19 protein-coding genes are annotated in these 22,418 nt (G+C 45.3%); 10 read left to right on the forward strand and 9 right to left on the reverse strand.

Going from position 1 to position 22,418, the window contains the following annotated elements; genetic code table 11:
• Positions 1-69: 69 nt before the first annotated feature.
• On the reverse strand, positions 70-678 hold the full coding sequence (locus ACTRWF_RS18125) for a DNA-3-methyladenine glycosylase I (protein WP_012516532.1): 609 nt from the start codon (positions 676-678) through the stop codon (positions 70-72).
• 145 nt (positions 679-823) lie between these two features.
• On the opposite strand from ACTRWF_RS18125, the gene glyQ reads away from it, so the two are divergent.
• The 3 genes from glyQ (at position 824) to ACTRWF_RS18140 (ending at position 4,338) form a co-directional block, all read left to right on the forward strand.
• Positions 824-1,729 (forward strand): glycine--tRNA ligase subunit alpha, encoded by a 906-nt coding sequence (gene glyQ, locus ACTRWF_RS18130; RefSeq protein WP_012516531.1) that lies wholly within the window; start codon positions 824-826, stop codon positions 1,727-1,729.
• 2 nt (positions 1,730-1,731) lie between these two features.
• Entirely contained in the window at positions 1,732-3,810 is a 2,079-nt protein-coding gene (glyS, locus tag ACTRWF_RS18135) for a glycine--tRNA ligase subunit beta (RefSeq protein ID WP_020742570.1), read from the forward strand.
• A gap of 84 nt (positions 3,811-3,894) precedes the next feature.
• The gene (locus ACTRWF_RS18140; protein ID WP_015065836.1) at positions 3,895-4,338 is read left to right on the forward strand and encodes a putative periplasmic lipoprotein; all 444 of its coding nucleotides are present in this window, start codon (positions 3,895-3,897) and stop codon (positions 4,336-4,338) included.
• 211 nt (positions 4,339-4,549) lie between these two features.
• Here ACTRWF_RS18140 and gyrB read toward each other — a convergent pair whose 3' ends face one another.
• From gyrB to dnaA, 4 genes are all read right to left on the reverse strand, one after another.
• Positions 4,550-6,970 (reverse strand): DNA topoisomerase (ATP-hydrolyzing) subunit B, encoded by a 2,421-nt coding sequence (gyrB, locus tag ACTRWF_RS18145; protein ID WP_020742569.1) that lies wholly within the window; start codon positions 6,968-6,970, stop codon positions 4,550-4,552.
• Between the two features lie 8 nt (positions 6,971-6,978).
• The gene (recF, locus tag ACTRWF_RS18150; RefSeq protein WP_041702942.1) at positions 6,979-8,067 is read right to left on the reverse strand and encodes a DNA replication/repair protein RecF; all 1,089 of its coding nucleotides are present in this window, start codon (positions 8,065-8,067) and stop codon (positions 6,979-6,981) included.
• 111 nt (positions 8,068-8,178) lie between these two features.
• Positions 8,179-9,279 carry a DNA polymerase III subunit beta gene (dnaN, locus tag ACTRWF_RS18155; protein WP_015065833.1) on the reverse strand — a complete coding sequence of 367 codons (1,101 nt, stop codon included), beginning with the start codon at positions 9,277-9,279 and terminating at the stop codon, positions 8,179-8,181.
• A gap of 32 nt (positions 9,280-9,311) precedes the next feature.
• The gene (gene dnaA, locus ACTRWF_RS18160; protein WP_012516525.1) at positions 9,312-10,976 is read right to left on the reverse strand and encodes a chromosomal replication initiator protein DnaA; all 1,665 of its coding nucleotides are present in this window, start codon (positions 10,974-10,976) and stop codon (positions 9,312-9,314) included.
• A gap of 615 nt (positions 10,977-11,591) precedes the next feature.
• On the opposite strand from dnaA, the gene rpmH reads away from it, so the two are divergent.
• From rpmH to ACTRWF_RS18195, 7 genes are all read left to right on the forward strand, one after another.
• Complete coding sequence (rpmH, locus tag ACTRWF_RS18165) at positions 11,592-11,726, forward strand: 50S ribosomal protein L34 (RefSeq protein WP_014290886.1); 135 nt, start codon at positions 11,592-11,594, stop codon at positions 11,724-11,726.
• Positions 11,727-11,742: 16 nt separating this feature from the next.
• Positions 11,743-12,102 carry a ribonuclease P protein component gene (gene rnpA, locus ACTRWF_RS18170; RefSeq protein ID WP_015068520.1) on the forward strand — a complete coding sequence of 120 codons (360 nt, stop codon included), beginning with the start codon at positions 11,743-11,745 and terminating at the stop codon, positions 12,100-12,102.
• A complete protein-coding gene (yidD, locus tag ACTRWF_RS18175) occupies positions 12,087-12,335 on the forward strand; it encodes a membrane protein insertion efficiency factor YidD (RefSeq protein ID WP_012520236.1) in 249 nt (82 codons plus the stop codon). The genes rnpA and yidD overlap by 16 nt, the downstream gene beginning before the upstream one ends.
• Positions 12,336-12,345: 10 nt before the next feature.
• A complete protein-coding gene (gene yidC / locus ACTRWF_RS18180) occupies positions 12,346-14,001 on the forward strand; it encodes a membrane protein insertase YidC (RefSeq protein ID WP_015068519.1) in 1,656 nt (551 codons plus the stop codon).
• 63 nt (positions 14,002-14,064) lie between these two features.
• Positions 14,065-14,547: a YajQ family cyclic di-GMP-binding protein gene (locus ACTRWF_RS18185; protein WP_012520233.1), complete on the forward strand. Its 483-nt coding sequence runs from the start codon at positions 14,065-14,067 to the stop codon at positions 14,545-14,547.
• A 2-nt stretch (positions 14,548-14,549) separates the two neighbouring features.
• Complete coding sequence (gene mnmE / locus ACTRWF_RS18190; protein WP_462835970.1) at positions 14,550-15,938, forward strand: tRNA uridine-5-carboxymethylaminomethyl(34) synthesis GTPase MnmE; 1,389 nt, start codon at positions 14,550-14,552, stop codon at positions 15,936-15,938.
• 202 nt (positions 15,939-16,140) lie between these two features.
• Positions 16,141-17,358: a phage integrase SAM-like domain-containing protein gene (locus tag ACTRWF_RS18195; RefSeq protein WP_462835971.1), complete on the forward strand. Its 1,218-nt coding sequence runs from the start codon at positions 16,141-16,143 to the stop codon at positions 17,356-17,358.
• On the opposite strand, the gene ACTRWF_RS18200 is transcribed toward ACTRWF_RS18195, so the two are convergent.
• The 4 genes from ACTRWF_RS18200 to traN form a co-directional block, all read right to left on the reverse strand.
• The gene (locus tag ACTRWF_RS18200; protein WP_462835972.1) at positions 17,348-17,695 is read right to left on the reverse strand and encodes a helix-turn-helix domain-containing protein; all 348 of its coding nucleotides are present in this window, start codon (positions 17,693-17,695) and stop codon (positions 17,348-17,350) included. The genes ACTRWF_RS18195 and ACTRWF_RS18200 overlap by 11 nt on opposite strands.
• Positions 17,696-18,290: 595 nt before the next feature.
• A complete protein-coding gene (locus ACTRWF_RS18205; protein ID WP_462835973.1) occupies positions 18,291-19,127 on the reverse strand; it encodes a replication protein RepA in 837 nt (278 codons plus the stop codon).
• On the reverse strand, positions 19,127-19,348 hold the full coding sequence (locus tag ACTRWF_RS18210; protein ID WP_462835974.1) for a helix-turn-helix domain-containing protein: 222 nt from the start codon (positions 19,346-19,348) through the stop codon (positions 19,127-19,129). The genes ACTRWF_RS18205 and ACTRWF_RS18210 overlap by 1 nt, the downstream gene beginning before the upstream one ends.
• A 114-nt stretch (positions 19,349-19,462) precedes the next feature.
• On the reverse strand, positions 19,463-22,294 hold the full coding sequence (gene traN / locus ACTRWF_RS18215) for a conjugal transfer mating pair stabilization protein TraN (protein ID WP_462835975.1): 2,832 nt from the start codon (positions 22,292-22,294) through the stop codon (positions 19,463-19,465).
• Between the last annotated feature and the right edge of the window lie 124 nt (positions 22,295-22,418).

Consider the following 22,418-nt stretch of genomic DNA (forward strand, 5'->3'; position numbering starts at 1 on the left):
TAGAAGAAGATTTAGGCTGAGTACTTAGTGTGCTCGGCCTTTTTTATTTGAATTGTACTTTTTGCGCGTTTACTCCACTGCCAGTTCGCAGGTACGTTCGTAACAATGACAGCTAATTTCATGGTCATTCACCATACCTACCGCCTGCATAAACGCATAGCAAATTGTTTCGCCAACAAAATTAAACCCCTGCTTTTTTAACGCTTTTGACATGGCTTTTGATTCATCGGTCGAGGTAGGCGCTTGCTTAAAGTCTTCCCACCTATTGATAACGGTGCGCCCGTCTGTGAACTGCCAAATAAATTCACTAAATGGCTGCGTTTGTTCTATAGCGAGAAAGCCTTTAGCATTTCGGATGATCGACGCAATTTTTAATCGATTGCGAATAATACCTTTATCTTGCATAAGTCGCTCGATATCAGATTCGCCCATTACGGCAATCTTTTCTGGGTTAAATTGATGAAAAGCGTTCTCAAAGTTTTGCTGCTTTTTAAGAATTGTTAACCAAGACAACCCCGCCTGCTGACCGTCTAAACATAACTTTGTAAACAATGCTCGACTGTCTAATTCGGGGACGCCCCACTCAGTGTCATGATAAGCGAGATAAGTGGGGTCATTACTCACCCATCCACACCGGTGTAGCGGCTGCTTTTTCTCTATTTTTGTCTGATCACCCATGGTTAAAAATTAAATCCTTGTTGTGAAGCGGCATATTACCCTTATTCAACCCGTTTTTTCACGGTTTACACCTACATACTATGCCTGACAAATTGTATACTATCCCACCTTTATTTAAGTCAGATAACTAATAAGCAGCGGATGTATGCAGAAATACGATATTAAGACCTTTCAAGGGTTGATCCTTGCGCTTCAAGATTATTGGGCGCGTCAGGGCTGCGTTATTATTCAGCCTCTGGATATGGAAGTGGGTGCAGGAACTTTCCACCCGATGACGTTCCTACGTTCTTTAGGTCCAGAGCCTATGAGTAGCGCTTATGTTCAACCGTGTCGCCGACCTACTGATGGTCGTTACGGCGAGAACCCAAACCGCTTACAACATTACTATCAGTTTCAAGTAATGCTTAAGCCTTCGCCTGATAATATTCAGGAGTTGTACTTGGGCTCTTTGAAAGAGTTAGGTTTCGATCCGCTAGTTCACGACATACGCTTCGTTGAAGACAACTGGGAATCGCCAACGCTAGGTGCGTGGGGACTAGGTTGGGAAGTATGGCTAAACGGTATGGAAGTGACCCAGTTTACTTACTTCCAGCAAGTAGGCGGCATTGAATGTAAGCCTGTTACCGGTGAAATTACCTATGGCCTAGAACGATTGGCTATGTATGTTCAAGGCGTAGATAGCATTTACGATCTTGTATGGACTGACGGTCCGATGGGTAAAGTAACCTACGGTGACGTATTCCACCAAAATGAAGTAGAGCAATCGACGTATAACTTTGAGCACGCCAATGTGGAAGCGTTGTTTAGAACCTTCGACGAATGCGAAGCGGAAAGCAAAAAGCTGATAGAAAACAGTCTTCCACTTCCTGCTTATGAACAGGTAATGAAAGCGTCCCACGCGTTTAACCTTTTAGATGCACGACACGCTATCTCTGTTACTGAGCGCCAGCGCTATATTCTTCGCGTAAGAACACTCGCTAAAGCGTGTGCAGAAAGTTATTACCAAGCGCGTGAAGCTTTAGGCTTCCCACTATGTAACAAGGAGGCATAAGCGTGCGTACTGAAAATTGTTTAGTTGAATTAGGTACTGAAGAGTTACCACCAAAAGCACTTAAGTCTTTGGGCGAAGCCTTCGCCACACAATTTGAAGCAGCACTTAGCCAAGCTGACTTAAGCTTTGACTCAGTTAGCTGGTTTGCAGCCCCTCGCCGCTTAGCGGTTTACGTTTCAGGTCTTGCTGAAGGTCAGGCTGACAAAGTGGTTGAAAAACGCGGCCCAGCAGTATCTGCGGCATTTGACGCTGATGGCAACCCCACTAAGGCAGCTCAAGGTTGGGCACGCGGTAACGGTATAGACGTTTCTGACGCAGAGCGTTTGGTTACGGATAAAGGTGAATGGCTTCTTCATAAAGCACATGTGCCTGGTCAAACTATTGCTGAGCTGTTAGAAGGGTTAATTAACCAAGCGGTAAGCAAGCTACCTATTCCAAAGCCTATGCGCTGGGGTAACTACAACACTCAGTTTATTCGCCCTGTGCACACCCTTTGTGTGCTTTATGGAAGCGAAGTGGTTAACGTTTCAGTATTGGGCCTAACAAGCGGCCGCGTTGTACAAGGTCATCGATTCCACGGCGAAGGTCGTTTTGAGCTTGATCATGCTGACAACTACGCCTCTGCATTAGAGAAACAATATGTGTTGGCAGATTTTGAAGCGCGTAAAGATAAAGTACGCCAGCAACTTGAAGACGCAGCCAAAAACTTATCGCTTAAGCCAGATTACGACGAAGAACTGCTGGAAGAAATTGCTTCCCTGGTAGAGTGGCCTGTAGTGCTGCAAGCAGGATTCGATAAGGGTTTCTTAGAAGTGCCGAAAGAAGCACTTATCTACACAATGAAGGACGACCAGAAGTATGTGCCGCTGCTTGATAGTGATGGCGCACTTTCTAACACTTTCTTGTTTGTGACGAATATTGAAAGCCATGACGCATCTCAAGTTATCTCAGGTAATGAGAAGGTTATCCGCCCTCGCCTTGCCGATGCAGAGTTCTTCTTTAACAGCGATAAAAAGACAACGCTAGAAAGCCGCCTTGAAAGCTTAGAAACCGTGTTATTCCAAAAGCAGCTTGGAACGCTTAAAGAAAAGTCTGAACGTATTTCTGCCCTATCGGCGTTTATCGCTTCGCAAATAGATGCGAATGAAACACAAGCAGCACGAGCTGGTCTTCTAGCTAAAACCGACTTAATGTCGAACATGGTTATGGAGTTTCCAGACGTTCAGGGCGTTATGGGTAAATACTATGCGTTAAACGACGGTGAAGATGCACCTGTTGCTGAAGCGCTGTACGAACAATACATGCCGCGTTTTGCTGGCGACGCCCTTCCTAGTTCTGGCGTAAGCGCATCAGTAGCCCTTGCTGACAAACTTGATACACTAGTTGGTATATTCGGTATTGGCCAGCTGCCAAAAGGTGATAAAGACCCGTTTGCACTTCGTCGTGCAGCTATTGGTGTTCTGCGTATTGTTACCGAGCTATCACTGCCATTAGACCTTGAAACGCTTGTAAGTAAAGCTATTGACGTTTACGGCGATAAGTTAACAAATGCTGAAACACAAACGCAGGTTGTTGATTTTGTATTAGGTCGCTTCAATGCCCTCCTACAAGATCAAGCTATCGCCATTGATGTTATTCAAGCCGTAGCAGCCCGTCGCCCTACTAAGCCATCTGATTATCTAGCTCGTGTCCATGCGGTTGATAAATTCAAGGCATTAGAAGAGGCAGAGGCGTTAGCTGCCGCTAACAAACGCGTAGCAAATATTCTTGCTAAGCAGAACGTCGAAGTAACAGCAACTGTCAATATTGATGAATCACTGTTGGCTGAAGACGCTGAAAAAGCGCTTTACGTTGAGCTAAAAGCCGCCCAGAAAGAAGTCGAAATTGCCGTTCCTTCACAGGACTACACGCGTATTCTTACCACGCTTGCAACCTTACGAAATGTAATCGATAACTTCTTTGATAACGTAATGGTTATGGCAGATGACGAAGCAGTTAAACATAACCGACTTGCTTTGCTATCGCTTTTAAGGCAACTTTTCCTTACTACCGCGGACATCTCAATTCTCGCGAAGTCGTAGGCTAGTAAAGTTTTTGCGGTTATTCACCGCTTAGAACATAAAGCCCAGCCTTAGTTGTTGGGCTTTTTTATAGATGGAGACGCTGTGAAAAAGTTATTAACTATTGCTTCTATGTGTATGGCACTTTCAGCATGCTCTAGCAGTGGAAGTTTTAAAATTCCAGAAATAGCACCGGAAGTGCCACGCATTCAATTTGAAAACATGTTTTTAAGAGGCGTGTTTAACTGGTGGGAGGCTGACCCAAGCTACAAGCTTCAACGTTCAAATTCAGGTTGGACAGTAGACGTTGAACTCATAGCAGACGGGCAACCTTATGACTTCAGGTTATCTGATGCAAGATGGACGCCCTCACAGAGCTGTGGAGGCAAATATAAAGGCCAGCCTGTAATGCTAGGCTCTACCGCTTATTTAGTCTGTGAGCAAGGCTCAGAGAACTTACAATTTACTCCCTCTACTACAGGTACTTATCGCTTTACTGTAAACCCTGCTAGTGCGGGAGAAGTTGCATTGGTAGTGTCTAAACTCTAAAGTAGCTATAAATTTGGCTAAACACCTACTGCGAGAAAGGCAATTTATTATTAACCTTTCTCGCAGCAAGTTTTAAAAAAAACTCCATTTCAAGTTCGCCTAGCATCATTGTCCCGTTATCGCTTGTTTAGATTGAGCGGAACCCATTTCGTCACGCAAAAAAAAACGACCCTGTCGGGTCGCCTTTGAAAAAGATTTCTATCAGGTAATGCTACACGTCTAGGTTTTCTACCTTTAACGCATTTGCTTCGATAAACTCTCTACGAGGCTCTACTTGGTCGCCCATTAACGTTGTAAACAGCTGGTCACAACCAATGGCATCTTCAATGGTAACTTGAAGCATGCGGCGACCTTCTGGGTCCATCGTCGTTTCCCAAAGCTGCTCCGGGTTCATCTCGCCTAACCCTTTATAGCGCTGAATGTATTGACCACGTTTTGCTTCATTCATTAACCACTCTAAAGCGTCTTTGAAAGACTCTACTGGCTGTTTACGTTCACCACGCTTAATGTAAGCGTCTACCCCCATCATGTCATTAATAGCTAAGTTAAGCTCTTTCAGACGCTGGTACTCAGACGACTCAATGAATTCATGGTCGATAATATACTCATAATCGATACCGTGCATACGCATGATGATCGTGATGTAGTATTCGCTCAGCTCAGCATCAGTACGAATTTCATAACGGTATGTAGCACCATCATTTTCACGTTCTGTTAACTGTTCAACGAAGTGTTTTGCTACGTGCTCTAGAGCCGCTTCGTCTTTTAAGTCTTCTAGATTTAGCGTAGGCGTGTACAGCATACGGTAAAGAATTGCTGAAGGCATCTTGCGCTTCATACGCGCAATCATTTTCTCTACTGACTGATATTGCTTAACTAGGTTTTCTAGCCCTACACCACTGATGCCTGGGTCCTCATCACTGGTGTGCAAAGATGCGCCATCAATTGCAATACCTGTTAGGTAATTAGTCAAAGCATCGTCGTCTTTTAGATACTGCTCTTGCTTACCTTTCTTCACTTTATAAAGCGGTGGCTGTGCGATATAGACGTAGCCACGTTCAATAATCTCTGGCATTTGACGGTAGAAGAACGTAAGTAGAAGTGTACGGATATGCGAGCCATCAACGTCAGCATCGGTCATAATGATGATGCTGTGATAGCGTAGTTTCTCTGGGTCATATTCGTCACGGCCAATACCACAACCTAGTGCTGTGATAAGCGTTGCAACTTCTTGCGAAGAAAGCATCTTGTCGAAACGTGCTTTCTCTACGTTAAGAATTTTGCCTTTAAGCGGCAAAATAGCTTGGTTCTTACGATTACGACCCTGCTTAGCTGAACCGCCCGCAGAGTCACCCTCCACTATGTACAGTTCACTTAGTGCAGGATCTTTCTCCTGACAATCAGCAAGCTTGCCCGGTAGACCAGCTAAGTCTAGTGCGCCCTTACGACGTGTCATTTCACGAGCTTTACGGGCAGCTTCACGCGCGCGAGCAGCATCGATAATTTTACCCGCAATGATCTTACTTTCCGCTGGGTTTTCTAATAGAAACTCAGCAAGCTTTTCGTTCATTGCCGATTCAACAGCAGGGCGTACCTCAGAAGAAACCAACTTATCTTTTGTCTGTGAGCTGAATTTCGGGTCAGGTACTTTTACGGAAATAACGGCAGTTAACCCTTCACGAGCATCGTCACCACTGGCATTGGTCTTGGCTTTTTTATTCAGCCCTTCCTTTTCCATATAGTTATTTAATGTACGTGTAAGCGCACCACGGAAGCCCGCTAAATGCGTTCCGCCGTCTCGTTGTGGAATGTTGTTAGTGAAGCAAAACACGTTTTCTTGGAAGCTATCGTTCCACTGCATTGCGACTTCTACTGCAATGCCATCCTCCTGCTCACTGCTAAAGTGGAATACTTTTTGATGAACAGCAGTTTTCTTTTGATTCAAATATTCAACGAATGCCTTGATACCGCCTTCATACATGAAGTGGTCTTCTTTACCATCACGTTCGTCTTTTAAACGAATAGAAACGCCAGAGTTCAAAAACGACAACTCACGAAGACGCTTAGCTAAAATATCATAATGATAAAGCGTATCGGTAAAGGTATCAGAACTTGGCCAGAAGCGAATCATGGTTCCGGTTTTATCAGTATCACCAGTAGCCGCTAGTGGCGCTTGTGGAACACCGTGTTGGTATTCTTGTTCATGAGCCTTTCCACCACGGCGAATACGAAGCTTCAATCGGCTTGAAAGTGCGTTCACTACTGAAACACCTACGCCGTGAAGACCACCTGATACTTTATATGAGTTATCATCAAACTTACCGCCTGCGTGAAGCACCGTCATGATAACTTCAGCTGCAGATACGCCCTCTTCAGGGTGCAACTCTGTAGGAATACCGCGACCATCGTCAGACACAGATACTGAGCCATCGCTGTGAATCTGCACAACAATCTCAGAACAATGTCCAGCAAGTGCTTCATCGATAGAGTTATCGACCACCTCGAAAACCATGTGGTGTAACCCGGTACCATCATCAGTATCACCGATATACATACCAGGACGCTTTCTTACGGCATCTAATCCTTTAAGTACTTTAATACTGGACGAGTCGTAGTTGTTCTCTGCTGACATACTAGCTTTTACTCCTCTTTCACGCTTCCATGTTCCACGTGAAACATTTTCTTTTCGTTGTATTTTTGTATAAAAGCGAGTTGCGAGGATTCTATTGCAGTAACGAAAACCTGCGTATCCATCTTAAGCAACCCATCAATAAATTGTTCTCTTTTATCGGCATCTAGTTCAGCGCCAACGTCATCAAGTAGAAATATGCTTTTACGCTGCGTTGCAGAGTTAAATAGCTTGGTTTGTGACATTTGAAGCGCAGCTACTGCCATTCTAAGCTGCCCTCTCGATAAAAGCTCCTGGGCATTCACCCCATTCACTTTAAGCCTTAGATCAGCTTTATGGGGCCCAGAAGAGGTATGTCCTATTTTACCATCATACTCACGTTTTTTAACTAGGCTTTCTGATAAAGAAACATCTTTTTCCCACCCCTTATAGTAACTTAATTCAACATTAAAGTTCGGAAGAAATTCTTCCGCGTAAAATTTAAATAATGGAGTAAGTTTATCTATGTAACTAACTCGTATGGAGGTTAACGATTCTCCCAACTCTGCGAACTTTTCTTCCCAATACGTATTTTGAGGTGCTGTAAGACTCGCCTGTTGTTTCAATAGCGCGTTGCGGTGTTTTAGAAATTTAGTGTATTGGTTCGCAAGAGTTTGGAAATCATGTTCCACGTGAAACAATCCCCAATCACAAAATCGTCTTCGTTCTGATGGAGAGCCAATAATGAGATCGGTACTTTGAGGCGTAAAAAGTTGAAGAGGAACAAGACTGACCAAATCAGAAAGCTTATTGGAGTGCTCACCATTTATGCTGCAAGTGAATGAATCATTTCTATTACGCTGAAAGCCAAGCTTTAACGCTTCACCTAACTCATCTTTACAGGAAGCGAAAACACTAAAATTATCTTTTTCATTTTGGATAACAGCGCTGTGTTTATTTGTTCTGAACGAGCGACCAAAACCCAAATAATAGAGGGCTTCGATGAGCGAAGACTTACCACTTCCATTCGCGCCAACAATAACAGTTAACGACGGCGAAGGAGAAAACGATACGGAAGTTAGATTACGGAACTGGGTAATCTGGACTTTGTCCAGTTTCATGATATCACGCTGAATATAAAAAGAAGCGATAGGCACTAAGGCTTATCGCTTCTTGTATTTGGACAGTTAAAAACAAGATGGGTTTATTAACGCTTAGAATTAGATAACAGATTACAGACGCATCGGCATAATTACATATAATGCGGCATCATCTGCTTCATCTTCAATTAGCGCACTTGCATTTGAATCTGACAAACTTACTTTCACGCTCTCAGAGCCAAGTGAATTTAAAACGTCAATAAGATAGGCCACATTAAATCCGATTTCTAAATCATCACCCTGATACTGAACGTCTACAATTTCTTCAGCTTCTTCCTGTTCAGGGTTATTGGCGGTTATCTTCAACTCACCAGAAGAAAGGTTTAACCTCACACCCCTGAATTTTTCATTAGACAAAATAGCAGCTCGCGAAAATGCTTCCTTTAAAACTGGCTTGCTAGCGATAATTTCCTTATCACCATTTTGCGGCAATACACGACGATAATCAGGGAAGCGACCATCTACTAACTTAGATGTGAAGATAAAGTCGTTTGAAAAAATACGTAGATGATTTGCACCGATTTGTACTTTAAGCGATTTATCGTCTTCACTAATTAGGCGAGATATTTCTAAAACACCCTTTCTGGGTATTATAACCTGACGAGAAGGTAATGCTGTTTCATAATTTAAACGGCAAAGCGCTAATCGGTGGCCGTCTGTTGCGACAGTGCGAATGACGTTTTCTTCTGTTTCAAGCGACATACCGTTTAAATAATAGCGCACATCTTGTTGGGCCATTGAAAAGCTCGTTGCGTCAATTAAACGTTTAAGATCGCTGCAAGATAGCTCGAACTCAACTTCTCCCTCCCAATCCTCTAAATTCGGATAGTCATTTGCTGAGAGTGTTGAAAGTGTATATCGCCCTCGGCCTGCACGAATTAGTGCCTTACTTCCGTCAAGAGAGAAATGAATATCTGTTCCCTCAGAAATACCGCGAATAATATCAAACAGCTTCTTAGCAGGAACGGTAATCTCACCTTCAGTGTATTCACCTTCAAGCTTCACACTAGAAATCAGTTCGACCTCTAAATCTGTACCCGTTAACCAAAGTGCGTCCTCACTAACTTTAATGAGAACGTTGGAAAGGATTGGTAATGTGTGTCTGCGCTCAACTGCGCCAGACACTAATTGTAGGGGTTGCAAAAATTGTTCGCGGCTTATAGTAAATTTCATCGCAGTGCTATCTCGCCTCTAAGGTCGTGTTGTTAGGAAGACAAAGTCCTAATGAGGTTCTTATAGTCCTCTTTTATATCATGACTTTCTTCTCTTAGCTGCTCTATTTTTCTACATGCGTGTAAAACAGTTGTGTGGTCCCTACCCCCAAACGCATTTCCTAATTCTGGAAGGCTGTGGTTAGTGAGCTCTTTGGCAAGCGCCATGGCTACTTGGCGAGGTCGTGCAACACTACGGCTTCGTCGTTTAGATAAAATATCAGCTACTTTTATCTTATAATAATCTGCAACCGTTTTCTGAATATTATCAACGGTTACCAGTTTTTCCTGTAACGCTAAAAGGTCTCTTAATGCCTCGCGTACGAAATCAATGGTTATAGGACGGCCGGTGAAATTAGCATTAGCAATAACCCTGTTCAACGCCCCTTCTAACTCTCGCACATTTGAGCGCAAACGCTTAGCGATGAAGAAAGCTACCTCGTTAGGTAGATGAATACGATTTTCAGCCGCTTTGCGCATTAAAATGGCGACACGGGTTTCTAATTCAGGGGGCTCAATAGCAATTGTTAAGCCCCAACCAAATCGCGACTTTAACCTATCTTCTACGCCGTCAATTTCCTTCGGATATCTATCCGAGGTAAGAATAATTTGCTGATTACCTTCAAGTAATGCATTAAAGGTGTGAAAGAACTCTTCTTGAGAGCGCTCTTTGTTAGCGAAGAACTGAATATCATCGATAAGCAACGCATCTACACTGCGATAGAAGCGCTTAAAATCTTCAATTGCGTTATTCTGAAGCGCTTTGACCATGTCTTGAACAAAACGCTCTGAATGCATATATACTATCTTAGCATCGCCATTATTAGCGACAATACCGTTACCTACCGCGTGAAGTAAGTGAGTTTTACCTAAACCTGTACCACCGTAAATAAACAGTGGGTTATAAGAGCCGCCAGGATTGTTGGCCACTTGCGTAGCTGCTGCCCGAGCAAGCTGGTTCGATTTACCTTCTACGAAGTTATCGAATTGATACGTTGGGTTAATGTTACTCTTGTGCTTCATCGCCTCAGGGATCGGGATCACTTTAGGTGGTGCAGACGATCGGTTAGGTTGGCTATTATAACTGTTGTTATAACCGCTGCGATCGTGACTTTGCCTGCCGTGATCATTTTGATCGTAGCCCTGCTGCTTATGATTCCCTAGGCCATTATTCATTGCATTGTGCTGGCTATGATCATTTGCATTAAAACCAGAAGAAGGTGGAACATGCTGTGACGAAGGCTGATGATAACTTTTCTGCTGCGTATTGCCGCTATTACTGCCTGAATTAAGCGAAGAACGACTTGCACTGTTATCTTGACTTTGAACATTGGCATTAAAATGGCTGTTGTTGACACCACTGTTTGCATTGCTAGGTGTCGACGCAGACGAAGATACGGTCTGACTACGGCTAACGCTGTTGCGACTCATGACTTCTAATCGCAACTGAGGAGCATCGTTACCGGCAAACTCTCTAAGTAGTGCGGTAATATTATTAAGGTACTTGTCTCGAACCCAATCTAGTACAAAACGATTAGGCGCGTAGAGCGCAACAACGCCACCTTGTTCTTCACAAACAAGTGGCCGTATCCACATACTAAACTGCTGCGTAGGTAATTCTTGACGCAATCTTTCAAGACATTGATTCCACAAGGACATGGTACGTTGTTAGCTCCCGTATCTCGCCCGAAAAGCCAACTCCTAAAAAAGCCAAACAAAGGAAAGCAGGCACTAGAAAGCGCCATTAAAGAAAATAGCGTTGGAAGTGTTGGGTATCAGCGAGAAATTAAGTTATCGTTTTAATCGCTGTGGATTATCTAACGTTATCAACAAAAAGTAAATGGCGATCCCGATCAAACTTTTCGATCTGTATTTTATGTTATTGATTTATATAAAATTACTATTTAGATCAATTAACGATAGATATGCTTACTTTCATTCTAAATTACGCTTTAAAAACCGCTTGATCACCTTGCAAATTTGAGGCTGTACGGTTTTTTACACAATCTATTGTGGATAACATAGTTGATTTTTACGCCTTATTCACAAGTAAACCCGTTGATAAAGTACAGTATCGACTAAAAAATAACTAAATTTGTTCAGTTATTCGTCCGAAAAGAGAGAATATCCATTGACAGTAGCCCCCGAGATCTCTAGAATTCAGCGTCCTTTTTCGATGGGCTTTTCTGGTGAAAACACCACATTGTTCTGGCAACAGTATAATGTGTTACCAAAAACGCCTATGTTTAACTAAATATAAGTGAGACTTTGGTCATGAAAAGAACATTTCAACCGAGCAATCTAAAGCGCAAGCGTTCTCACGGTTTTCGTGCTCGTATGGCGACTAAAAATGGTCGTAAAGTACTAGCAGCTCGCCGTGCAAAAGGCCGCGCTCGTCTTTCTGCTTAATTAGAAAGACACCAAAGTGGGCGAGAATAAATTTTCTAGGGAGTTACGTCTGTTAACTCCCACCCACTTTACCTATGTGTTTGATAACGCAACCCCTGCTGTATCTCCCTCTTTTACCGTCCTAGCTAGAAAAAACTCAGTCACTACACCTCGCCTTGGTATTACACTTGCCAAAAAACGTATTCGTAAAGCACACGATAGAAATCGTTTGAAGCGATTGGTAAGAGAAAGTTTTCGGCACAAACAGCACAATTTACCTAACGTCGATATTATCGTTATAGGCAAGTCTGGCGCTGATAACCTTAGCAACCAAGAAGTTTTTGCTACATTGGACAAGCTATGGAAAAAATTAAACAAGCGTTGCGGCAACTCTTAATTGTAGTGCCTTTAGCCTTGATAAAATGCTATCAATGGTTCATTTCGCCTATGTTAGGCCAACGTTGTCGTTTCCATCCATCCTGTTCTTGGTATGCTATAGACGCATTAAAAACACACGGATTGGCAAAAGGCGGTTGGTTATCTATTAAACGCATATTAAAATGCCACCCTTTGCATGCCGGCGGATATGATCCAGTGCCGGAAAAACAACAAGATAAACACTCAAAATAAAGAGACCTCTATGGAATCGCAACGTAGTTTTCTGATAATTGGCCTCGCGCTAGTTAGCTTTTTGCTTTGGCAACAATGGCAAAAAGATTATGGGCCACAGCCTGTAGAACCCGTTGAGCAACAAGCTCAACAGACAACGCAAGGTGTACCGTCTTTTAACGATACGGGTAATGAAGACGTACCAAGCAGCGATAGTGTGCCTGCCGCACAGCCTGCTGTGGCTGCGCAGTCTACCAACCGTATTATCGAAGTAAAAACAGATACGTTAGACCTGCGCATCGATTTGCTCGGCGGAGATGTTATATCAGCAGACCTGCTAAAATTTCCAGTAGAGCAAGGCTCAGACATTCCATATAGCTTGCTTCGTTCAGGCAATGGTCTTTACGTAGCCCAAAGCGGTCTTATCGGTGCCCAAGGCCCAGATGCAAGTGCAAATGGCCGCCCTGTTTATACAGCGCAAAGCGAATTCTATGAAATGACCGGCGATACCCTTGTTATTCCATTAACTTGGAAAAACAATCAAGGCCTGTCTATTACTAAAACATTTACGTTTACAAAAAACCACTACGACGTAAACGTAAGCTACGACATTAACAATGGTACGGGCAGTGCCGCTACGGTTCAGCCGTATGCTCAGTTAAAGCAGGTTATGGAGTTCGAAGACGACGGTAATATGTTTATGCCAACCTACCGCGGTGCGGCATATTCGACAGAAGACGACCGTTATCAGAAATACTCTTTTGACGAAATAGAAGATGACAACTTGCGTGAAACTACAAAAGCAGGTTGGGTTGGCATGCTCGAGCATTATTTCGTATCAGCATGGGTGCCTTCGCAAGAACAAACGAATACGGTTTATTCACGTAACCTGAAAAATCAATATGCCGTTATTGGTGTGTTATCGCCGTCTGAAACGGTTGCTTCTGGCGATACCAAAACCATAGCTTCTACCCTTTACATGGGTCCAAAAGACCAAGATAAATTAGCAAAAATTGCACGTGGTTTAGATCTAACCGTTGATTACGGTATCCTTTTCTGGATTTCTCAGCCTCTGTTTGCCCTGCTTACTTTCCTTCACAGCTTAGTCAACAACTGGGGTGTCGCGATTATCCTTATCACTATTGTAGTGAAAGGTGCTATGTACTGGTTAACTAAGAAGCAGTACGAATCAATGGCTCGTATGCGCAACCTTGCACCTAAGATGCAACAGTTGAAAGACCGCTTTGGCGATGACAGACAGAAAATGTCTCAAGCCATGATGGAGCTATATCGCAAAGAAAAAGTGAACCCAATGGGTGGATGTTTACCACTTCTTCTGCAAATGCCTATCTTCCTAGCACTTTACTGGGTACTCATGGAAAGTGTTGAACTACGCCATGCAGACTTCGTACTTTGGATCACTGACTTATCAACGAAAGATCCGTACTTTGTGCTACCTATTCTTACCGGCGCAAGTATGTACCTATTGCAAAAACTTCAGCCGACCACCATTACAGATCCAATGCAGCAAAAAATCATGCAGTGGATGCCAGTGGCAATGAGCGTATTCTTCCTGTGGTTCCCTGCAGGTCTAGTACTATACTGGCTAGTGAGTAACGTGATTACCTTGGTTCAAGCCAAAATGATTTATGCTTCTATGGAGAAGCGGGGCATCAGCAGTAAATAAACTGTTGAGCAATTAATTACACAGCCCGCCTACGCGGGCTGTTTTGTCTTAGAGGATTAAACTGTGCCATCATTTGATATTGTTTCAGAAATCAACATGGAAGAAGTGCGTAACGCAACGGACAATGCCAGCCGTGAACTGTCTACACGTTTCGATTTTCGCGGCATCGACGCCAGCTTTGAATACAAAGATAAAACCGTTGTGATGAAAGCCGAAGCCGAGTTCCAACTTCAGCAAATGGAAAGTATGTTTAGAACAGCCATGTCTAAACGCAACGTTGACACATCGTCAATGGACGTGAAGCCTTACGACGCACACGGTAAAACTTACCGTCAAACGATTGCGTTTAAAGAAGGTATTGAACAGCCCACTGCGAAGAAAATCGTAAAGCTAATTAAAGACGCCAAAGTAAAAGTACAAACAGCCATACAAGGCGAAGAGCTTCGTGTAACCGGTAAAAAGCGTGATGACCTTCAACAGGCTATTGCCTTAGTTAAAGAGGCAAATTTGGGCCAACCTTTCCAATTTAAGAACTTCCGCGACTAATTATGGAATCACTCACCCTTTCTACCGACACCATTACCGCACAAGCTACCGCCCCTGGCCGTGGCGGCGTAGGTATTGTGCGTGTATCTGGACCCAAAGCAAAAGACATTGCTGAAGCGTTAGTACCAAGTGAGCTTACACCCCGCCTTGCAACCTATACACCCTTTGTTGACGCCAACAAAAGCGTAATAGACCAAGGTATCGCGCTATTTTTTAAAGGCCCGAATTCGTTTACCGGTGAGGATGTGCTTGAACTACAAGGCCACGGCGGTCAGGTTGTTATGGACATGCTTATAGACGCCGTACTTGCTACCGGGCACGCCAGGTTGGCCAGCCCTGGCGAGTTTAGCGAACAAGCCTTTTTAAATGACAAGCTCGACCTTGCACAAGCAGAGGCCATAGCAGATTTAATTGATGCTAGCTCTAAGCAAGCCGCACGTAGCGCTTTACGTTCGCTACAGGGTGAGTTTTCCACACAAATTCAAACGTTGTCAGACCAAATCGTACACCTTCGTATGTACGTTGAGGCAGCCATCGACTTTCCAGAAGAAGAAATCGACTTCTTATCAGATGGAAAAGTATCAGGTGACTTAAGCACTATCATGCAAAGTCTGACTAAAGTACGTGAGCAGGCGAAACAAGGTACCTTGCTGCGCGAAGGGATGCAGGTGGTTATTGCCGGTCGTCCAAATGCGGGTAAATCGAGCTTGCTAAATGCCCTCGCTGGCCGCGACAGTGCAATCGTAACCGACATAGCAGGTACCACACGAGATGTGCTTAAAGAGCACATACATATTGACGGAATGCCGGTTCACATAATTGATACCGCAGGTCTTCGTGAAAGCCCTGATAAAGTAGAACAAATAGGTATCGAACGAGCGTGGCAAGCTATCAATGAGGCAGATCATGTTTTATTTGTTGTAGATTCCACTGCAACAAGCGTTATTGACCCTTATGAAATATGGCCTGAATTTATGGCTCGCCTGCCACAAGGCATACCTGTTACGGTAGTACGCAATAAAGCTGATCTGAGTACATTGAGTATTGGACAAAGCAGCGTTAATACCCAGCAGGGGGATATTTCGGTAATTAACCTCTCTGCAAAAGAAGGCAGCGGCGTAGACACACTTAAAGCACATTTGGCCAAAACCATGGGCTTCGACACAACGACCGAAGGCCAGTTTATTGCCCGTCGACGTCATATTGATGCACTTGATCAAGCCTACAGCTATGTGAGCACCGGCGAGCAACAATTGCATGATGCAATGGCAGGCGAGCTGCTAGCGGAAGAATTGAGGTTGGCCCATCAGGCACTCTGTGAGATAACCGGTGAATTTACCTCAGACGATCTGCTTGGCAAAATATTTTCATCATTCTGTATCGGGAAGTGAAGTAGCAATTTCTTCATCAACCATTGCAAACTATTGCTAAAGATTGCAAATATAAGCTACTGATTTAAAACACTTAATATCGAAAAAGCAAAAATAACTCTTTGCAGTCATTCGCCTTGTTTTGCCTTTTTTCTCCAAAAATTGATCCCCATTTGCTCCAAGGTTAGAATCTGGGAGCAATGGGATCAAGATTGGAGCAAACATGAAAGTATCTGTTAACAAGAGGAACCCCAACTCGAAGGGGCTACAGCAGCTTCGCCTGGTGTACTACTACGGTGTCGTCGAAGGGGAGGACGGAAAGAAGCGGCCTAAGCGGGATTACGAGCCTCTTGAGCTGTACGTGTATCACAACCCCAGGACTCAGGCTGAGCGGCAGCACAACAAGGAGATGATGCGTCAGGCAGAAGCAGCAAGGTCTGCACGTCTCGTTGAGTCACATGCCAATAAATTCCAGCTTGAAGACCGCGTGAAACTGGCCTCAAGCTTCTTTGACTACTATGACCAATTAACCTCTACCAAAGAGTCCGGAAGCGCATCTAATTATTCAATCTGGATCTCGGCAGGCAAGCACCTCAGAAACTACCACGGCAGAGCTGAACTCACCTTTGAGGAGATTGATAAGCCGTTCCTAGAAGGGTTTCGGAAGTACCTACTGGAGGAAAAGCTCACCAAATCGAAAAATCGGCTCGCCAAAAATACTGCATCCAGTTATTTCAATAAGATCCGGGCCGCTCTGAATGAAGCATATCGAGAGGGCATCATCAGGGACAACCCGGTGCAACGTGTGAAAAGTGTCAAGCCAGAGAAAACCAAGCGAACCTACCTAACGCTGGATGAAGTTCGTGCGCTGACGAAGGCAGAGTGTCGCTACGATGTCCAAAAGCGGGCTTTTTTGTTCAGTTGCACTACCGGTCTCCGCTGGAGTGATATCAATAAACTTAAGTGGAGCGAAATCGAAGAGCTTGAGCCTGGGCACTATCGAATTATTTTTGACCAGAAAAAGCTTAGGAACGGTGGAAACTCCCTTGTGTACCTGGACCTTCCAGATTCGGCAGTAAAGCTGTTGAATATAGATCAAAAGGGCAAACCAGAAGATAGAGTATTCGTTGGCCTAAAATACAACAGCTACTTTAATGTGTCATTGTTGCAATGGGCTATGAGGGCTGGAATAACAAAGCATGTCACGTTTCACGCAGGGCGACATACATTCGCCGTAGCCCAACTTAACCGGGGTGTTGATATTTATTCTCTCTCCCGGCTCCTTGGACACTCAGAGCTGAGAACAACAGAAGACTATGCTGATATTCTTGAAAGTCGCCGTGTAACTGCAATGCGGAGTTTTCCGGACATATTTCAAGAACGTGAAGAGAAAAAAATCTGTACTCATTGTGGGCAGCCAACCCCCAAAGCTATCGCTTAAGGGGCCTACGACCAGTTCTTCGAGAGTTCTTCATAAACTGCTCGACTTCGCTCGTGACCTCACTTTGAGACTTAACGCGGTTAGTTTCGAGCCACTCTAAGAAGTCTCTGCGCCGGATCATTACACGCTTTCCTCCTGGCTTAGAGAAAGGGATTCGCTTTTCGGAGGTTAGTCGGTAGATATGGCTTCGCGCGACTCCCATTATCTCCGCCGCTTCATCTACAGTTAGAAACTCTTTGTTGGGGGACCTATTCTCAGAAAGTACCTCCGATAGAATTTTCTTAATCTCTGCCAGTTCCTTCATTACGCATGATAGCTGCTCTGCTTCAGACATCATTCACCTATACCATTTCGCATTTCTTTGCTTTGTTTCGTTGGGGCTATCATGCGGCATAGGAATTAGATCTGACGGGTCTGCTTTTGCCCATTTTGGGCGGTTTGAGCGGAATCGAGAAAATTTTCTGGAAAGTGCCTACGTCAGTCCGACCGACTGACTATCCACATTTCCCTGTCACCAATAGTTGTAATTTATTATTTGTTTAAAACTACTTGAAAGAACTACTTGCAGACTGTCCAATACGATAATTTAGCCTTTAGATTCATTAACTTACTGCTAAATCATCACTTATAGGCGTGGCGCTAGTGTCGTACAAGCGTGGCGCTAGTGACGTGAGTGACGTGGCGATAGTGTCGTGGATAACTTCCGACAACTTGCCAGAACCCTTGATTTCACAGGCCTGACTACTGTGTGGCGCTAGTGACGTGGATAACATCAGTTATGAACAGGGTTATCCACCATGGGAGCGAATTCGACTTAACGAGAATGCCGTCCATAGGGGCTGTAATTATCATAATTACCGTAATCGAAGTAGGCTAACTAGACTTTGAATGAGGAGACGCGAACGAAGAAGAATTCGCCCCGAGGCTTTTGTTTACTTAGGGGCGATATGAGGGTTCGTCTTGGTAATTATCAGTTTATCGCTTTGAAATAGCGTGCTGTTGAAAATCTCATGATGGAAAATAGACGCTAATATAGCGGCATTTTCCAGCTTACGCCGGAAGTCTCTCCGCTCCTTCGTTTCACTACTGAACTGAAGCTTCAGGGCATCAAGCGGGATTTCAATTTGCTTTCTGCGCGACATCGAGTGGACTCGCCAATTCCACCAACAGTAGAAATCGATGGCGAGCGGGTTTTTAGTCAAAGCTTTGATCGCGTGGGCGGAAACTGGCACAGCATTGCTCAAAATGCTTTGATAGAACTCTTCATCCAGGCGGATCGTTGATGACCAACTCGAATTTTTACCAGGACGCATAGAGATAAGCGCCTTCCGGGATACAAGGACATTTTCAATTTCTACCCCGTTTCCCACCACTCGCTCTATCTGAAAGGTAGAGCGAGCCAAACGATTGACCTGTTCAAGCAGTAGAGCTGCATATCGGCCACTATTGCTTAGCCCAAGGCTTTTTAGGAACTGGCTTTGGCTTGTATCAATCGTCAACACAGGACTTTTCTGCCACTTCGCTTGCGTTGTCAGCCAAGCCAGCAATAGTCGTACAAGCCCCCCTGATGGCAGACCCCGTTTAGACCATATTGTCACAGTTACATTGCCGTTTGTACGTTCAAACATATTTTTACCAGTATTGGCTGCCGGCAATGGGCTGAGCTGGCAAAACAATTGGGGCATGAACCATGTTTCAGGGCTCAGCTCTTGATTTTCTGCCTGCTCAACAAGACTTTGATGGTAGGCAGTAAACGGCTTGCCTCCCATCAATCCACCTTCCGACGCTCAAGCCAATCCTCTACGTCGGCGCGCTTCCAGCGGACCGCTTTTGTGGTCACAGCAATGGGTTTTGGAAAACCAGCGTCCTTATCTGCCCGAATGCGGCTCAGCGTCGGATTGGATATACGCAAAAGTCGTTGAACATCACGTACCGTTAAAAGCACGTCCGACTCAACGTCATGCTCTCGATCTTTCTTTTGGGATTTCATAAAAATAGCTCCTTTGATTTCTCTAGGAGCTATTTTCGGTTTAACTACCTTTAACCGAAGAACGCGCTTTTTACCATTTTGGGCGCATAAGGCAGTTTTTCAGTATTTTTATCGTTAGGTTCCTGGCCCGCCGGGATTCACTTCTATTTTGTCCATTGCCTCCCGACGCTTTGCATCCACGTCTATGTCGTCAACGCGATCCATTGCACGCTGATCAGCAGGCAAACGGTCCCCGTCGATATTGAAGACACTGCCAGAGCCTGTGACGGCGTCCATAGATATATTGGATCCATTGGGAAACTGACCGTTCTGCTGAAGAATAGCCAGCCACTCATCAAGATTAACCTCATCCCAGTTGATTTGAGCGATCTGCTCAAAGGGAATGCCTCCACAACTCGGATTCTTAGGGGTTCCGAAGTCCTGACCAAACTGAGGCCGCACCTGTTCCTGGATGATTCGAGACAGTGGTGAGTTGAAGCAGCAGTACGCTTTGCGCTTCTCGATACAGGCCCCGAGAACCTCTTCCTTACAGTATGAGCCAACATAGGTACAGCTATCCGTCGCCCGTTTGGTGTTCATTTCCAGCTCTTCCTGTTCGCAGGCATAGACCATTTGAATTACGGCTACAGCGACCACATACACCGTGTAGACCGTCATCGCCGCACCCAGCATGGAAGCGGCTTGGTTCGCCATTTCAGTCATTGCCTCCTCAGCCGCTCTATCTGCCGTAGCAGTAGCTGCCGCCTCGGTCGCGCCATCCTGGGCCAAATTACCCATCACGTCCTGCAACATACCTTTAGCCTGCTCTTTCAGCTTCTCGATGAGCTGGTTCTTCAGTTCCTCGATGGGCGACCATATCTCCTCAACGGCACCAGAAATGTTATCCATGTAGTTTGTAAACGGCTGAGACACCTCCGTCCACGCATTCATGACTGGCTCACGGAGGGTTTGGTAAGAGCTTTTGATGATGTTCGTGTCCTCAAGCGCCAATACCGCACCATCAAGCTTCGGAACCTGGCGAATCATCATCAGGTAATCAGCCATGCTCACGTTAGAGGGTTTCTCACAGCAGTCCGAAACTCCTCCGACGGCAATCTTGCATTCCCCCGCCTCACCACCGAACGCGGTGCAGGTCACGTTCTCATCCCCGGTCGCATTGCCATCGTCATCTTGGCCGGTGCAACTCATGTCCTGAGTCATAAACTGGGCAGCGTTCAGCAACGCTGAGGCTTTGGCGAAGTTCGCGGTCTGATCGGTGGATTGTGTCGGGTCGAGGCAGTCGTCCCCCATGCAGCGAATAGCTCCACCACATTGGTATTCGGTGTTTTTCTCAATGGTGTCGATGTCCACACTACTCCCGCAGTCCCACGTCTCCTCTTTGACGTAGCACACACCGGAGTTACCCTGAGCGCCATCAACACACTCCGAGCTTATAAAACCGCACTGCGGGTTTTCTTCGTACTGCTGGCACATATTTAGATTCCCGCCTTCGTTGACCGGGCACTGCTCCTCACCGTTGACATCGGTGTAGCACTCCATATCGCCTTTGTAGAAGTCGAAGTCAGCAACCACCTGGACCTTTTTGCAGAGGTTTGGTATGCCCGGAATAGGGGTCGGCTTGAGGTCGCTCTCGCAAATCTTGATACCGTTCGTGTAGGTGCAACCTTCCGCGTCACGCGGGTCGTCCACGCAGGTCAGACTGCCTTCTGCAAACCCGTCCACCACACCCGTAGCAGACTCGATGCAGCTATCTGGTGACCATTCATCTTTGATGATGGCTTTGGAGGGGTCGTACTTGATGCGAATTTTCCCGAAGCCTTCCCCTTCGCCGGATACGGATACGCGAATCTTGAAACGTATAACTGAATCTTCAGGGACATTCTTGAAATACTGAGTAAGGTTGAGATTTGGATTCTCGTCCCAGCTAGTGCTCAACTCACATTTGCCAGCGGTCTCTGGCGGGAAGTTATTGTTGGGGCCAGACCAGACTTTCACCTCTTGCCCTGGCTCGCCAATCCAGATCTGCATGTAATCGTCCCACTTCGCCCGAACCAATGTTGCTGAGGTTATAGCGGCTGGGTTGACGACTTTGATTTCCGTGAATTCCTCGTAGATTGTGCATGAGCCTCCCCAGTAGTCATCGCCTACTTTACCAATCCAAACGTCAGAACATCCGCCTCCAGCTCCATCGCATGGGGAGATGTTGTAGGGGCCGTCATGGTGCTTCACTACTGCGGCTTCATAGTCGTGGATGACTTCACAGGTGGCACTTTTGTCGGTTACACGGTCGCAGGTTTCGTACTCTGGGTTGTGTACCGACATGGTGATTTCGTCGAAGGTTGTTTCAGCGGAACAATCACCGAAACCTTCAGAAATCACATCAATGTTTTCGTATGTGGCGTTGGTGAGCCCCAACATCGGGTCGGAACTGAAATCCGGGCTACTCTGGTTTGAGGAATCCACCAGAACCTTATACGCGGCGCCTGAGATAGAAGGGGTGTCGCTGTAGGCATCCTCCCAGAGCGAGTCTTTGGCCTCGCTACCGGTTTCGCCCATTCCCTCTTCCGAGTCATAGATCCCCTGAAGCTGATCGAGGTCAGGGGCTATGCCATCAGAGAAATATTCGTTCTGGACGGAGGTGTTGGAAGGGTTGCTACCTGGGTACAGGCTTTGAACGCTGAACTGAGCTCCCCCTTGGTATTGGAGGTTGCCATTTTCGTCCATGGTGGGCACAGTGATTTGCCCGTTCTGGACCTTGGCTGGAGTGTTTTTGGCTTCGTTACCAAGCTCGATACCCAGATTCTGGCCTTCGCGACCGAGCTGACTTAAAAAGTCCTGAGTATCAACTTCAGGTGACTCTTGAGCCACGCCGTGAAGGGGCATCAGAGTCGTGGTGACAGTTAAAAGGTAGGCAATGGCTCTCATCAAGCCTGGTGAATTTCGCATAACGACCTCTCCGAAAATCTTTTCGAGAGATCATATCGAGCATCCGGCGCTCCCAGCGGATGTGTAATTTACCGTTTTGGGCGCATAGCGTTAATTGGCCAAATTTTCTTTCACATGTGAAAGT

Source organism: Alteromonas sp. G5_S2_22_S1 (assembly GCF_054968525.1).

What these genes read in the sequence shown, in the direction of transcription:
- ACTRWF_RS18125 (WP_012516532.1), bottom strand. Translation starts at nt 678, where the DNA reads ATGGGTGATCAGACAAAAATAGAGAAAAAGCAGCCGCTACACCGGTGT.
- glyQ (WP_012516531.1), top strand. Translation starts at nt 824, where the DNA reads ATGCAGAAATACGATATTAAGACCTTTCAAGGGTTGATCCTTGCGCTT.
- gyrB (WP_020742569.1), bottom strand. Translation starts at nt 6,970, where the DNA reads ATGTCAGCAGAGAACAACTACGACTCGTCCAGTATTAAAGTACTTAAA.
- recF (WP_041702942.1), bottom strand. Translation starts at nt 8,067, where the DNA reads ATGAAACTGGACAAAGTCCAGATTACCCAGTTCCGTAATCTAACTTCC.
- dnaN (WP_015065833.1), bottom strand. Translation starts at nt 9,279, where the DNA reads ATGAAATTTACTATAAGCCGCGAACAATTTTTGCAACCCCTACAATTA.
- dnaA (WP_012516525.1), bottom strand. Translation starts at nt 10,976, where the DNA reads ATGTCCTTGTGGAATCAATGTCTTGAAAGATTGCGTCAAGAATTACCT.
- rpmH (WP_014290886.1), top strand. Translation starts at nt 11,592, where the DNA reads ATGAAAAGAACATTTCAACCGAGCAATCTAAAGCGCAAGCGTTCTCAC.
- yidC (WP_015068519.1), top strand. Translation starts at nt 12,346, where the DNA reads ATGGAATCGCAACGTAGTTTTCTGATAATTGGCCTCGCGCTAGTTAGC.
- mnmE (WP_462835970.1), top strand. Translation starts at nt 14,550, where the DNA reads ATGGAATCACTCACCCTTTCTACCGACACCATTACCGCACAAGCTACC.
- ACTRWF_RS18195 (WP_462835971.1), top strand. Translation starts at nt 16,141, where the DNA reads ATGAAAGTATCTGTTAACAAGAGGAACCCCAACTCGAAGGGGCTACAG.
- ACTRWF_RS18200 (WP_462835972.1), bottom strand. Translation starts at nt 17,695, where the DNA reads ATGATGTCTGAAGCAGAGCAGCTATCATGCGTAATGAAGGAACTGGCA.
- ACTRWF_RS18205 (WP_462835973.1), bottom strand. Translation starts at nt 19,127, where the DNA reads ATGGGAGGCAAGCCGTTTACTGCCTACCATCAAAGTCTTGTTGAGCAG.
- ACTRWF_RS18210 (WP_462835974.1), bottom strand. Translation starts at nt 19,348, where the DNA reads ATGAAATCCCAAAAGAAAGATCGAGAGCATGACGTTGAGTCGGACGTG.
- traN (WP_462835975.1), bottom strand. Translation starts at nt 22,294, where the DNA reads ATGCGAAATTCACCAGGCTTGATGAGAGCCATTGCCTACCTTTTAACT.